The organism is Desulfovibrionales bacterium (genome assembly GCA_028715605.1).
Lineage (GTDB): Bacteria > Desulfobacterota > QYQD01 > QYQD01 > QYQD01 > QYQD01.
Map to the genome: position 1 here is coordinate 58,312 of JAQURM010000001.1, position 13,827 is coordinate 72,138.

12 protein-coding genes are annotated in these 13,827 nt (G+C 42.7%); all 12 read right to left on the reverse strand.

Annotated features, from left to right (window positions below; translation table 11 throughout):
* Nucleotides 1-39: 39 nt before the first annotated feature.
* The 12 genes from neuC to PHT49_00325 all read right to left on the reverse strand — a co-directional run bounded on the left by neuC (nucleotide 40) and on the right by PHT49_00325 (nucleotide 13,827).
* Complete coding sequence (gene neuC / locus PHT49_00270) at nucleotides 40-1,200, reverse strand: UDP-N-acetylglucosamine 2-epimerase (GenBank protein ID MDD5450325.1); 1,161 nt, start codon at nucleotides 1,198-1,200, stop codon at nucleotides 40-42.
* Nucleotides 1,197-2,219 (reverse strand): N-acetylneuraminate synthase family protein, encoded by a 1,023-nt coding sequence (locus PHT49_00275; GenBank protein MDD5450326.1) that lies wholly within the window; start codon nucleotides 2,217-2,219, stop codon nucleotides 1,197-1,199. Before PHT49_00275 ends, neuC begins: the two co-directional genes overlap by 4 nt.
* 10 nt (nucleotides 2,220-2,229) lie before the next feature.
* On the reverse strand, nucleotides 2,230-2,886 hold the full coding sequence (locus PHT49_00280) for a class I SAM-dependent methyltransferase (GenBank protein ID MDD5450327.1): 657 nt from the start codon (nucleotides 2,884-2,886) through the stop codon (nucleotides 2,230-2,232).
* 227 nt (nucleotides 2,887-3,113) lie between these two features.
* Nucleotides 3,114-4,430, reverse strand: coding sequence for a hypothetical protein (locus tag PHT49_00285; GenBank protein ID MDD5450328.1), 1,317 nt, complete (start codon nucleotides 4,428-4,430; stop codon nucleotides 3,114-3,116).
* A gap of 353 nt (nucleotides 4,431-4,783) precedes the next feature.
* Nucleotides 4,784-5,545, reverse strand: a complete 762-nt coding sequence (locus tag PHT49_00290) for an acylneuraminate cytidylyltransferase family protein (protein MDD5450329.1) — start codon at nucleotides 5,543-5,545, stop codon at nucleotides 4,784-4,786.
* Nucleotides 5,545-6,462: a dihydrodipicolinate synthase family protein gene (locus PHT49_00295; protein ID MDD5450330.1), complete on the reverse strand. Its 918-nt coding sequence runs from the start codon at nucleotides 6,460-6,462 to the stop codon at nucleotides 5,545-5,547. The genes PHT49_00290 and PHT49_00295 overlap by 1 nt, the downstream gene beginning before the upstream one ends.
* A gap of 21 nt (nucleotides 6,463-6,483) precedes the next feature.
* Nucleotides 6,484-7,482, reverse strand: a complete 999-nt coding sequence (locus PHT49_00300; GenBank protein ID MDD5450331.1) for a class I SAM-dependent methyltransferase — start codon at nucleotides 7,480-7,482, stop codon at nucleotides 6,484-6,486.
* Nucleotides 7,483-7,558: 76 nt separating this feature from the next.
* Entirely contained in the window at nucleotides 7,559-8,356 is a 798-nt protein-coding gene (locus tag PHT49_00305) for a hypothetical protein (protein ID MDD5450332.1), read from the reverse strand.
* Nucleotides 8,357-8,528: 172 nt separating this feature from the next.
* Complete coding sequence (locus tag PHT49_00310) at nucleotides 8,529-9,203, reverse strand: HAD hydrolase-like protein (protein MDD5450333.1); 675 nt, start codon at nucleotides 9,201-9,203, stop codon at nucleotides 8,529-8,531.
* Nucleotides 9,190-10,770, reverse strand: a complete 1,581-nt coding sequence (locus tag PHT49_00315) for an N-acetylneuraminate synthase family protein (GenBank protein MDD5450334.1) — start codon at nucleotides 10,768-10,770, stop codon at nucleotides 9,190-9,192. Before PHT49_00315 ends, PHT49_00310 begins: the two co-directional genes overlap by 14 nt.
* A 50-nt stretch (nucleotides 10,771-10,820) precedes the next feature.
* The gene (locus PHT49_00320; protein MDD5450335.1) at nucleotides 10,821-11,924 is read right to left on the reverse strand and encodes a Gfo/Idh/MocA family oxidoreductase; all 1,104 of its coding nucleotides are present in this window, start codon (nucleotides 11,922-11,924) and stop codon (nucleotides 10,821-10,823) included.
* Nucleotides 11,925-11,985: 61 nt separating this feature from the next.
* Entirely contained in the window at nucleotides 11,986-13,827 is a 1,842-nt protein-coding gene (locus PHT49_00325) for an ABC transporter ATP-binding protein (protein MDD5450336.1), read from the reverse strand.

Sequence of the window (13,827 nt, forward strand, 5' to 3'; positions counted from 1 at the left end):
TTACCACTTCAGCCAAAAAGGGTTTGGTAATAATCTACATCAGTAGGTAATTTGCTTTTGAACATCAAGAGATGTAGTTTTCAAAACCTCAATAATCTTTTCAGCCGCATAACCATCCCCATAAAGATGATCAGTTTCATATGGACCATGTTTTATCTGATACTTGACGGCGCTTAAAATTTCAGTGCGATTATAACCGACATCTATTACGTTTTTTCCACGCTCCCTGCCATTTTGCCGTGAGCCAATATTGACAGCCGGCGTCCCAAGAAAAGCAGCCTCCCGTATGCCACTTGATGAATTTCCCAAAATACATACCGCATTTTTCAAAACAGGTGCATAATATTCAATCGGCAGGCTCTTAAAAAAATGGATATAATCGGGTGATTCACGCTCCCTTAACCTGCGAACTGCTTTATTAATGCCGTCAGCGCCAGCATCCATGTTCGGCATAATCCACAGGGTTGGCATCCTAAGCTCTCTTAAAACCGCAATCGTTTCATTAATATGCTCAAAATTATATTCATATTCAGTGGTAACGGGATGCTGAATAAGAACGAGATATTTATTAGCCTCAATATCTATTAACGGCCCCATACCCCATTCCTTTTGATAACTTCTTACCGGTTCCAGGTCTTCAAGATCCAATTGACGAATGATATCCATGCTTGTTCCGCCGACAGGAAATATGGTAGATTCATCCTCGCCCATGCGCTTAATACGCTCGGCAGCCTCCTGCGAGGCAGGGAAATGGATATGAGATAATTTTGTTATGGAGTGCCTTATGGATTCGTCAATGGATCCTGAAACTTCACCTCCTTCAATATGGGCAACGACAATATTCATATAAGCGGCGGCCATTGCGATCGGCAAACACTCAAACCGGTCCGCAATAACCAGAACAATATCCGGCTTAAGCTCTTCAAAAGCATTTGCAAATTCTATCACAGCCAACCCTGCCGATTTGGACATTGTTGCAAGATTTTCTCCTTCAATAACAAAATTAATCCTTCTTGCCACAAACGATCCGCCATTCTCAAGGGTCTGCAAGATGCGTCCATACTTTTCAAGAACAATCATGCCGCCGATTACAAGTTGTAATTCCAAATCGGGAGCTTCCTGAATAAGGGCCATAACAGATTTCATTTTCGCATAATTGCCGCGAGTAGTTAATACCGCGCATATCTTACGTTTTTTCATTCCAAATCCTCAAATTTTATGACGTTATCCCTTCGTATATTGACCTTTATTTTACGACCTACTACCTGTTCAATCTGTGAAGGCGGGATACCAGTCCCCGGTCTTTTCGACACCACATCATCACGTGTTAACAATGATCCTGCGGAAATGTCATGTTTTGCCACCAAACTCTTTCCCGCCCAAACCAAACTCTTTTTTTCGCCCTCGGTTGGTCCGCTTTCTCGAACTCTTAGAGCAGCTTCGATCTGCCGAACTTGTCTTATGAAGATCCCCAAATTATGCGGCCCGCACGATACCTTCCAGTCCTGTGCATCCGGCACATCAAAATCGAGGCTGATATGTTTTTCTATAATTGCTGCGCCTAAGGCCGCTGAAGCCAGGGGGATATGATACCCCTCAGTATGGTCAGAATATCCGGATATGACATTAAAACGTTCTCGAATCAATGCGATATTGCCTAGACTTACCTCTTCCGGCGGAGTAGGATAACGAGTCACGCAATGCAATACTGCCACGTCTGTATTGCCGGTTGCAGCCACTGCATCTAACGCCTTTTTGATTTGGCTAATTTGATACATACCCGTTGAAAAGATTATTGGCTTTCCAAGGGCTGCCACACGGGATAAATATGGCCAATTGCCTACTTCGCCTGAACCGACCTTATAAACCGGAACATCAAGACTCACCAGAAAGTCCAGAGATGGTTCATCATGAGCTGTAGCAAAAAAAGTGATCCCTTTTTCACGGCAGTACCTCTGTATTCTCTCAAAAGCCTGAAACGGCAATTGTCTGGACCGAAGACGATCCTTCCAATCATTAAGTTCGTCGGAGATTAATGCATTAACATCAAAGACTTGAAATTTAACCGCATCGGCACGCGCTTCAACTGCAAGGTCCACCAATCTATAAGCTTTTTCTTCATTGCCGAAATGGGCCACACCCGCTTCTGCAACGATGTATATCGGATTGCCCTCTCCAACAGTTCGGCCATCAATACTAATATTTTTGGAGAATATCATTTTAATTATCTCAACACTTATTACCTTTTATGAGCGCATATTGTGATTTCCCACGTATCTCATGCACAAGTATTTCAGGGTTGGGAAGATACTTTTGCAAATCATTTTTAATTGACGTAATCAATAGTATCATCCGGCACGAATTAACAATCTTCTTGATAAACTCACCATAACCGTCGTACCCGTAAACATGGTTGAGCCAACTATTTATAAACACATAGTCACAACCATCTGGGATCAATCTTTCTAAAACACCTTTCTCAAGTGAAGAAAGCGAATAAAATTCTACATGCTTATCCCAACTTGCTCGCTTAGCCACCTCAATCGCTGGTGAGTAAACATCAACCCCAATGCCTTTACAGCCAAATTTATCGACCAGATAAAGAAGATGCCTGCCTGTGCCGCAGCCAGGATCAAAAATCAAAGTATCCTTATTAATATTGATGTGACCATTGCATAATTTAAGCAGAAAATCTGCATCAGCGGTAGATCTGTTGAGATAAAAATGTTCTGCAGATAACTCCTCATCATTTTTGATCTTTACTCGACACAATTCACGATTAAGAAATGTCAGAGCAACCTCTTTTCCAATCACGGCATGACCTACATTCTTCTTGCTCTCACGAAGGCATTGTTTATGTCTGTATATCTCATCATAATCACGCAAAACAACCCTCTTACACCCATAAATGAGATTAAAAATTCGAAAAAAAAAGGAGATGCCCGCCGTTGGGTATGACTTAATAACTAACAAAAAGCGAAGCGCCGTCCTCAAAGGATATGTGAACCTTTTTTTCATTACGAGTAATTTCTTGATATTGAGGCGACACCGGGAGCTAAAACATTCCGGCCAGTTTGTTGCTTTGCCAATTAAAGCGTCACGGATTCAGGAAATTAGGCTTCCAATGCCTCCTTGTTTTTAAACATATCAATGGCTTTTCGTATGGATGCTTCCGTTCTTCTACAAGCTTGACCATCAGGTATGTATATTCTGTCACATAACAATGACTTCAATTCTTCATTATTAATAGCAATGGCACTACCTTTTGAAACAATACGTTCAATGTCTTCCATATTTTTTGCATAATTAGCCAAATTAGGATATTCCTCAAAAAAATCATGAATTATTCCGCCCCTAAAGTCTGGTGTAATAATCAGCCGGCAAGCGGCAAAACCTTCCAACAATGCCGTTGAGTTATAACCAATAATAGCGAAAGAGTTTTTTATATGGTCGTATACATTTCCAGTGTTTGTGATTAAAAGATTTTTTAAATTCGAATATCCGTTATTTTTAGCTATTTTTTTCACATAATTCAGGTACCTAATATTGCGTTTAGTTTTTATAACTACATTCTGCCCAGAATTGGATTTTGCATACCTCATTACCTCGATGTGGAATTTTTCACTCTTATCTATATATTCATTGAGCACTTCTTCAGATAGCTCCAAGTGACGAGCCTTATCCTCTATAGAAAAAGAAAAAAATACAATATTATTTCCTTGTGTCTTCAATTTAAAGTATCTATCAAATCTTGGTATGCCGACAATCTCTACCGTATCTCGGCTAATTCCTTCAATATTTGCATTGACAAAAGCATTTCTTGTTTTTTCGTTATAAACAAGCAGCTTAGTGCCTATAAATTTATTATTGGTATAGGCGTTCACTAATAGATCATGGGCATCTTGTGAAGCATCCCCCCCCTTATACACGGGAGAAATCCCTTCTTTAAACAACACAACAAAAGGTATCTTGGCCTCATTACAAACAACAGCTAACTCCTGTTGCCATGCATAGACATAATTTGCAGACATTACAGCGTTAATGCCAGAACTCTTGGACAACTCACTCAAAAGTGCTTTAAGAAACCGCCTATACATCTCTTTCTCATGATTGAAGCCCTTAAATTCATGATACTTAATATGGCTTTGACTTAATGGCATTTGCGAAAAATAATGATTAAATATGCTTATAAAAACAAATTTTGGAATAATGAGATAATTAAGTGTTGAACCATATTTTGCCAACTCTTCAATGTCTTCATCAAAAATCGAGCGTCCTAGACAAAGAACATTATACTTACTGCCCGTATTAAATGATTTCGATAAAAGCATTGCAAGTCTTGCCGTAAGAATAGGCATACCGAGGCGAACACTCAATTGAACCAGGTTAAAATGAACAATTAAGCTTTTAGCAATACGAGAAAATTTCAATCCTATCCTCTATTGTTGAGAAATACCGGCATGCTAAAGAATCACGGCACTGTTGGATTATTACTAAACTACTTCATACGCACCGAAACCTTCAACGAAATATTCCAGGCCCAAGGCACGGGCTAGAGGTTGGCAGAAAGGACGAGACATTTATCGGAATGATTTATCTGGTTGCTGCACCGATTCAAAATATCTTGGAATCCACATAAAAAGTCGAGGAGCCAAAACTAAAACTTGCTTATCAAATATTTTCCGTAAATCGCAAAACACTGTGCATTATGGACTGACTTTACTACGAAGAGTTACTCGACAACCCTCGCCTTTAAAGCTCCCCTCTAAGACCAATTCCCCCGTCAGGGCACTATATGCGGAAGGTTCACCAAACCATTGGCGAGCAAGTACTCGGCGACGCGTAATTCCCATTCATGATCAATGTCCCATGAGTAAATAGGGTCAATCAGCACCGCGCCTTTGACGCGTCCAAAACGGCCAACGCTGAGCATGGTCTCGGTACGGGCAGCAAACAGATTGCCGAACTTCAGCGCACTCGGTTTGCTCTGACGGCTACGCGCCTGATTACGTTCTTCTTCGAAAAGAAACTCCCAGCGGCCGTCCGCCTTCATGAAGGCCAGGTTGTAAGGATGGTGGCGGTGGTCCAGCTCTGCCATAGTAGTCACCGAATCCAAGTCGGGCTCGGCACGCAGGAGTTCCACCGCCGCGTCAATGTGAGCAGCAGTGACAAACGGGGAGGTGGGTTGGATCAGCACAACCATATCAATATTCAGACCGTGCTCGCCCTGCAGACGACGCACCAGATCAGCCACTGCCGCATCTGCAGGCACTTGATCACCAGCCAGTTCCTCCGGACGGCGGAAGGGCACCTGTGCGCCATAGCGTTTGGCTACCGCCGCGATCTCGTCGTCCTCCGTCGAAACATACACAGCATCGATACTCCGTGCCTGCTGCGCTGCCGCAATGGAATAGGCCAGCAGGGGACGCCCCGCCAGTAACGCAATGTTTTTGCGCGGGAAGCGCTTCGACCCCCCGCGTGCCGGCACAACAACAATTGCCCGCCCCTCACCGGAAACAACGGGCTGTGAATCCGTACTTGTCATTATGCCAGACACAACTTTCCAGTCTTCAAATAGTGCTCGTAATCGCGGTAGACAGCCTCACTTAGACGCTTCTCTTCGTCAGTCTGACCCCGGAAGGGCTTGGCCACATATTCCTTACAGATGCCGCGCAACGACAACAGATATTTGACCTCCGCAGCTGACTCCCCGTTGTGCCAGTAAGCTCCTTTAGGTAGGCGCTTGAGAAAGCTCATGATCTCGTCGTTCTTGGCGCGCGCCCTACTCAGGCTATCGGACTGGATTGATACATAGAGCTCTTTAAACAGTTCAGGAAAACAAGCCGCGGTGCTGCTGGAACTCGCTTCCAACCCATGGCATAGGAACGAAAACATCTGGCAATCGGCCGAGCCAAATACCTGGAAATCCGGTGAGTTGAGCGCCATGAACCCCTGGTTTACCCGCAGATCGAACCCCGCCAGCTTGACGCCGTGAATGTTCGGGTGGCTTTTCAGGGACTTGACCACCTCAATGGGAATACCACTGGTACGGGTGGTATTCTGATACAGCCAGATAGGAAGCGGCGATCTATCGGCAATCCCGCGGTAGAGCAATTCCACTGCCTCACCGCTTATCTTTTTGTCATACGGGATGACGTGAATACCGTCAATACGGCAGTCAGCGACAGCGCCGATAAATTCCAGTGAGTCGCGCACGCTAAAACTGCCGCCACCTACAAGCAGTGGTACGCGTCCGTCGTTGACCTCTGCCATCTTGCGCGCAACCGCAACACGGGTGGCGAAAGAGAGGTTCATGCCTTCGCCGGCCGAACCGAGCGCGAACAGCGCAAGGCCATGACCAGCGAGGAAATCTATCAGACGCTCAATGCCTTCCAGGTCAGCGTCTTCATTTGCTGTGAGTGGCGTCGGTACGACCACCATCACCCCCTTAATTCTTCTCATAATAATTCTCCAGTGAGACTGTCAACCGATCTTTCTGCCAATAGTAATCAATTTGTAACCCAGCTTGTTTTTATCCATATAGCGCTCCAGCGCCTCCCGCACCTCGGTAGGAATGGTAAACTCCTCAGCGCACTCTACGTCGGGCTCACGGTAGAGCGTATTATATTGTAGGAAATGCTCGATTTCGTGTAGCTGTGGCAACACAGAAAACTCAACGACCTTTTTGAAGCCGCTCTTACGCAGAATTTTGTCCATGGTTTCAGGGGTGAAATACCACAGATGGGCGCGCCCAGATACCGTGGAATTGTGCTCCCGGGTCATGCGAATAATCAGGCTGTGACCATTAGGCACGAAAAACAGCACTAAACCATCATTCTTAAGCACACGGCGGATAGTTTGCAACATGCCATTGGGGTCGGTGAGGTGTTCTAAAACACCCCAGAGAGTCACAACATCGAATTCGCCACCGGCAAAACCAGCCTCTTCCAATTTCTTCTCGTGGATCGTCAAACTGTAATCACGGCGTGCGATGGCCGCCGCGTCGGCATTCAGTTCCACGCCCATGACATCCCATCCGGCGTCACGAGCCAGGCTCAGGAACTGGCCGATGGAGCAACCCACATCTAGCAGTTTTCCACCCTGCGGGTAGATGCGACGCAGTTCCTCAAGAGCAGGCAAGTACTTCTTCTCCGCGTTCCAGGTCTGTTCCTTGGTCTTCTTCTGAACCTTGATCCAGTGGTCAGCAGTCTTGGACTGCTTGTAGATGGAATCCTGTATCTCGGCGGTGAGTTGTGGGTTGACGTACAACAACCCGCAATGACGGCACCTTACGAAGTCGAATCCAGCCTTGTCGAACACCCACACGGAATCGTCCACATCGCATACCGGACAGTTGATGCGCTCGACCATATGCGCATGAATCTTCCCTGTGTCAGGGTCGATGAAACGCTGCGCTTCCTCGTGCTTGATACGCAAGAACTCCTGCCTGTCCTTATCCATGAAATCAAAAACTTTAGCCATAGGTTAGCTTCTTGTTTTGCTGCCGGGTCCTAGCCTACAACACCCGCCACGTTTAGTTTAGGGAAACTCCGATTAATCAGAGTTTCCCTAGATATTTACTATTTTTAAATTTCAAAGTTAACGTTGTATTTCCGAAGATCTTAAAGCTTTCAGCGAAAGCGTCAGAAGGTGTTATTTCGTCAAAATGCAGGATATCCTCTTTCGAGCATGGATCCACGAAGCCCAAATGTTTTAATGCATTATAACGTACTTTCTCTGTTCCAAATACTTTCTGGAGTACATAACAGGTACTTACTCTTTTATCAATTATAGCAGATACAGGCGTTTTTGAATTTTTTACGATGTACAAGTAATCATAGTCAAAAGCAATTGTTCCATCTGAAGGCGCTATGTAGCTTGGTCCATCGACATAAACAAAATCGTATTTTTTGTTAGGGATATTTTTGTATCGTACACCTCGAAAAAGTGAATAATAATCTTCAATGACAGGACTAAAAATAATATCAACATAAGGCATCATAAATTTCGGCAATAGTATTTTTGCCATGTTATAATATTCTTCAACTGATTCCATCGAAGTAATACTTCCCCTAAACCCCTCTTTTTCATTTTCGATTAGAGCATAGGCTATTACAATGGTTGAAATTCCGGTACCGCACTCCAAAATTTCTTTTGGTTTATTTTTTCGTACAAAATTATAAAGCGTCCAATAATCACCGAAACCACAGCCTGTCGATCCTGATGCTAAAATATAACTATTCAATATCTCCCATAACTCATTATTTTTTTTAAAATTTGCTAAATATCTTTTTTCGATCTCTCGCCTTGTTATATTTAGCGTATATGATTTTATTCTATTTGCGACTGTTATCATTCAGTTACTCTCAAAAATCATTTTTTTCTCTTCAGAGAATTTTAACTATCTATGATTTGTCTTTATCGCTTGAATAATGCTGCCGAATCATTTTCATCGTTTTATACTTATGCCAGCTTTGTCCGGTTATACCGTAACAATGAACGAAAGTTGTTATCTTATCAATAGGCTGTCAATTCCAAGGGTGCTGCATAACAAACGAAGACAACTCTCGCAAATCTTCCAGCATGTATTCAGGACTAATGTCAAAACGGGAAATATCTTTGCCGACTCCTGCAAAATAACAGCCTGCCCGCAAGGCAGCCCGCCGATCGACCTCACTGTCGCCCACATAAAGGATATTTTCTGCCGAACATTGCCAGGTTCTCATGATTTCAGCCACGTGTTGCTCCTTACTTGCTGGACAGCCATATATCTTATTAAATACAGGCCCCCATCCCCGCTTAAGTATGATATTTTTTAAGGTTAATTCCGGGGTCGCGGAACTGATCATCAATTTGATACCCATGGCATATAGTTCAGCTAGCGCTTGCGTTGCTCCTTTAATCTCATGAGCTTGTATAATTTTTTCCTCACACAACTTGGTATAGAGGGCAGATAGCTCCAGGGAATCAACAACGACTCCTTGATTTGTTGAATTTAACCGTTCAGAAACGTATGTAAATATTGCATTACGGTCTCCAAACTCAGGATCCGACAGTACTTTATCTAGAAGTGGCTTAGCGCCAGGCAAGTGATCGGTAACTTCAAAAAAAGTCTGCCGCTTAATCTCATTTGATTCAACTAAAGTACCATCAAAATCAAACACCACAAGCTTTATCATAAAATCACTATCAATCAGCCCCAAACTGGAATCGGCCCCAGTGTTCCACAGCGGTTTTCCTTTCACTTCTATCAAGCGCGTTTATCCGCCTGTCATTATACACGGAATCATTATTGTAATGTGTGGTGGAAACCTCTTCCACAATGCAGCCGGTATCGGACCAAAAATGATGCCAAACCCCAGGCTGCACCAGGGCAATGTTACCAGGATGCAATGTTCTCCTGTGTCCATCTATCTCACATTCAAAAACTCCGCTAAGAACCTGAAAGGATTCCTCCTTGCGTTTGTGGTAATGCGCCGGATGTCTTTGCCCGGGCAAAACAACAATTAGTTTTTTACAATACTCACGGTTTATGCAATCAATAATTACGGCGCCAACTTCTCTGAAATTTTTTGCTCCATAATGATGGGAAAACTCAATATGGAACCCACTATCAAGCGCTATTGACGCCTCGTTCAACATGGCTTTTACTTCATGAATCGCCTTTTTAAGCACCGAAGTATCTGTAGCGGGCGGGATGGATACGCTGTTTTTCCAGAGCGGATCATCTTTTTTTAGCGATTCTTTAGCAACTATTCCCTCTTGCCAAACCCCGTTTGGAAGTTGCCCCTCGGAAAATGGCATTGCAAAATAAACATCATCACGAGTTAATACTGTGCCCTTTTTAACATTCCTCTTTAAGAATACGCCCCTTTGCAAATCATCTAATGATTTTTTTTCCAAGTCCGTAACAGGACGTTTATTTTTTATTCCACAGAGAGTTACGGCATGTTTATAGGCCTCCAGCCATTTATCGAGTTGCTCGGGCGTAGATGAATAGGAATTAAGTTTGATTTGGTCGGTCTCAACTCCCACATGTCTCTCAAATATCCTGGCGCCTTTTGCAACCGCGATTTGAATAGCAACAGTTTCATTAGGATCTTCATGTGTCGACCAACCGATTGTATGATCCCGATAACGGCTGCGCATAACGTCAATATAGTTCAAGTTGAACAGATTGTTAGGGATTGGGTAAACCGAAACACAGTGCATCAATGCATGTTGTACGCCTCTATGTTCAAAAAAGCTGGTGATGTTGTCTATATCGCTAATTTCCAATCCCCCGGTTGAAACAAGCACCGGCATAAAAGAATCAGCAATTGCCTCAAGCAAAGGCCAGTCTTTTGCAGAGCAACTCGCAACCTTAATAATATCAAAGCCCATATCGGTTATTACCGGCACCGACTCATCATCAAACGGGGTACACATCGTCAGCATGCCTTCATCCTTGACAGCATCGAATAATGTTTGCCACTCCTTGTCACTGAGACGAGTTGCGAGAAAACGTGGTATGTGTTTATTATCGCTTGATTTTTTATGCGCAGGATGAATGAATGTGTCTAATTGGCGGAACTGGAATTTTAAGGCGGCACGAACCTTATGCTTTCTCACAATTTTTCCACATTCTCTGATCACCTTAAGTCCATGATCCATGCTTCCTTGGTGGTTATTGGCCAGATCCAAAACAAACAAATCATTAAAATCAAACTCTGTCATAATCGTCCCTTTACTATTTAAGATTGAAAGAAAATTAGCGATCTTAAAAACCAAGCTAGCCGAACAAGCCGCCTGTTTGATAGACGAAAAAACACACCGATAAATTATTTCATGAGTGAAAGAGCATCAATTTTATAGCCGGCTGAATAATCAATCTTGACGGAACATTTTTTCTGCGCAGAAAGATGTGCGGCAGCGATAACCAACATCGTATCAAGCCCATGTGCTAATGAAATGGGAGAATCCTTACGGCTTCCAGTACCTAAGATTGATTCAATATGCCTTAATTCCTGAATAAAATCATCCGGCCTTGTCTTTGTAATTTCTGATGTAGTCACTTCTCCTGTATTTAAACCAGATTCCACTGTATCTAGTCCAGGTTTGTTGCCACAATACCATTCAACATATCCGTTTTCACACTGAGCCCGCGCCCATTTCCTTGTCGGCCGGGTGACTACGTCCTGAACAACCCGACCGACAAATCCGTCTTCGGTGACAAGCTGGAGCAAACAGATACTGTCGTAATCAATGACACCATCTCTGACATATTTCATCGTAGATGAAACCTCAACAACTCTTCCTTTTCCTGCCTGACGGGCCAAATTCTGCCAAAGGTTAATGGCGTGAGAATGTTCGCCGCACGCGCCACCGCCACGCTCCCAATACCCAAGATATGTATCAGCCGGCCCATTAAGCCATGGATGAGCCTTGAAAATCCCCCCCCAATGTTCACGAAATTCAACATCCAGTGTTTGTATTTCCCCTACTTCACTGGACATTAAATAATCCGCCATCCGAGTTGCGGATTTACCAACAGCATGATCGTAGCCGACAAAAACTGTGCAACCAGCCTCATTGGCCTCTTCAAATAGCTGTTGTGCTCCCTTTAGATCTGGAGTACAGAACGGTTTTTCAACCAGTAATGTTTTTGCGCCTTGTTTAATGGAAGAACGAGCAACCGGCATATGACTATCAGGGGGTGTTCCAATAACAATCAGATCGTAATTCCCGTCCGATATCTCGTTGCAATCATAAAGACCTATGGAGTCATCCCACTTACCATATCGTGAGGGATATATTTCATTCTTAGCTCTTTCTAGAGCATCCTTATTAATATCACAAAGATCAACACTCCACCCCATCTGCCGTGAGGCATAACTGAGATGGTTTCCGATGGACCCGGCCCCGTAAATTTTAACTTTTTTCATCACTCCCTCATGTTAAACCATCAAATCATGTATTATCATCATTAATAACTGGAACAAAAAATCACACCTTGCCTATCATATTGGTCCCGACTATTTTCTCGTAATCACCCTTGCGAACTATACGTCCATTATCAATTTCATATATAATATCACAATGCTTTAGCGTAGTAAGCCGATGTGCAATGACGATTAAGGTTATCGAACCTTTCAAGAGCGATATTTCATCAACAACTTCTTTCTCTGTTTTATCATCAAGGGCGCTGGTTGATTCATCCATTACTAAAATTTTTCTATTATGATAAAATGCGCGCGCAATAGCAATTCGCTGCCGCTGTCCACCGGATAGCCTCATGCCCCGCTCTCCAACAACACTATGAATACCATTCGGCAAGTTATTGACCAGATCTTCTAATCTGGATTGCTTTAATGCGTTAATGACTCGCTTGTCGTCAATCTCACAACCTGGGACACCAAGGGCGATGTTGTTGCGGAGTGTATCATCAACAATGAACACATCTTGAGGCAAGTATGCAAATTCCGACATCCAGTTACATGAATTATCATCAACCGGCGTATGATCAAATAAAATCTCTCCACCCTGGGGCTTTAATAAACCCAATATAATATCAACCAACGTCGTCTTACCAGACCCAGACATACCTATTATGCCAACAGAGGTCCCCCTTCCTATTTCCAAGTTTATATTAGAAAGCGTGGGCGACAAATTTCCAGGATAGGTAAATTCAACATTCCGGAGTCTCAGTACATTGAAATTATTGCAATTACTGTGAGCGATTTTTGTATTTTTTCTGCAAGCCAAATCGTATTTTTCAAAATCCTGCCTCACCCTGTTGCTATCTATCTTTTTTAAATCGTTATATAAAATATCCACCGTGTTTTTCCCATAACGTATTTTTGTTGCACAGCTCAATATTTGATTTGCAGACGGCATTAACCTCATTGCAGCAATAGCAAATACAGCTATTGTTGCAATAATAGAATCAACCGTTCTACCGGTCAAAACTGAGACTAAAACCAACAAAACAACGAACAGAATCAATACAAATTCAACGACATATTGGGAAGAAGTAGTAATAACCTGAGACTTAACTCGCGCATCAGCCAGCCCCTTTGCGTTATCATTCACCATTTTATTGAAATAATGCGCAGTCCCATAAATTCGATTTTCGCGAAAGCCATTCATTCCTTCTTGTATGGCTTGAACCATTCGTGTAGAAAATTTATTTGAGATTATGCCATAAAGCTTATTTTTGTTTTTAAAAAACTTATCATAACAAACAATAAGAGCAGCCAATAAAACTATTAAGATACTCAGAGACTGCCAATCATTGATGGCCAAAAAAACAATTATTGCTAAGCAGATAACGCCGTCACTTATTATCCGCAGTAGAGACTGTGTAATACTAACTGCGAACTGACCAACAATTGTCTGGATATTATACACATATTCAGAGCTATTCCGACGCAGATAATCTACATAATTCATTTCCTGATAAGCGCTCATAAGATATGAACGCAGCTTCACAGTCTGATCGAAACATAACCGAAATATTTTTTTGTTGATCAAAATTGCCGTTACAGTTTTGGTAAAAAAAGCTAATATGATAAAAAAGCAACCGACAAAAATTGCTACCTTAAGCTCATCATTCCCCATAAATTTAATGCGGCCTAAGTAGGGTGCAAAAAATTTCCCCGATAACCTATCATGGTTAGTCAAAATAGTAACAAATGTTGCTACTAAACTGATCCCAAGCAAATCAAGGATTGATGAAAATAGGAATAGCGGCACCAGCCAAAGAATTTTATTCCTATCTTTGCCAAGAATATAATTAACTTTATGAAAATACTTTTTAATGTTTAAAGGAATCACTGTCTTATTCAA

Bases quoted from the DNA above. Each gene is read 5' to 3' on its own strand.
- neuC (MDD5450325.1), bottom strand. From the start codon at position 1,200: ATGAAAAAACGTAAGATATGCGCGGTATTAACTACTCGCGGCAATTAT.
- PHT49_00275 (MDD5450326.1), bottom strand. From the start codon at position 2,219: ATGATATTCTCCAAAAATATTAGTATTGATGGCCGAACTGTTGGAGAG.
- PHT49_00290 (MDD5450329.1), bottom strand. From the start codon at position 5,545: ATGACAAGTACGGATTCACAGCCCGTTGTTTCCGGTGAGGGGCGGGCA.
- PHT49_00295 (MDD5450330.1), bottom strand. From the start codon at position 6,462: ATGAGAAGAATTAAGGGGGTGATGGTGGTCGTACCGACGCCACTCACA.
- PHT49_00300 (MDD5450331.1), bottom strand. From the start codon at position 7,482: ATGGCTAAAGTTTTTGATTTCATGGATAAGGACAGGCAGGAGTTCTTG.
- PHT49_00305 (MDD5450332.1), bottom strand. From the start codon at position 8,356: ATGATAACAGTCGCAAATAGAATAAAATCATATACGCTAAATATAACA.
- PHT49_00320 (MDD5450335.1), bottom strand. From the start codon at position 11,924: ATGAAAAAAGTTAAAATTTACGGGGCCGGGTCCATCGGAAACCATCTC.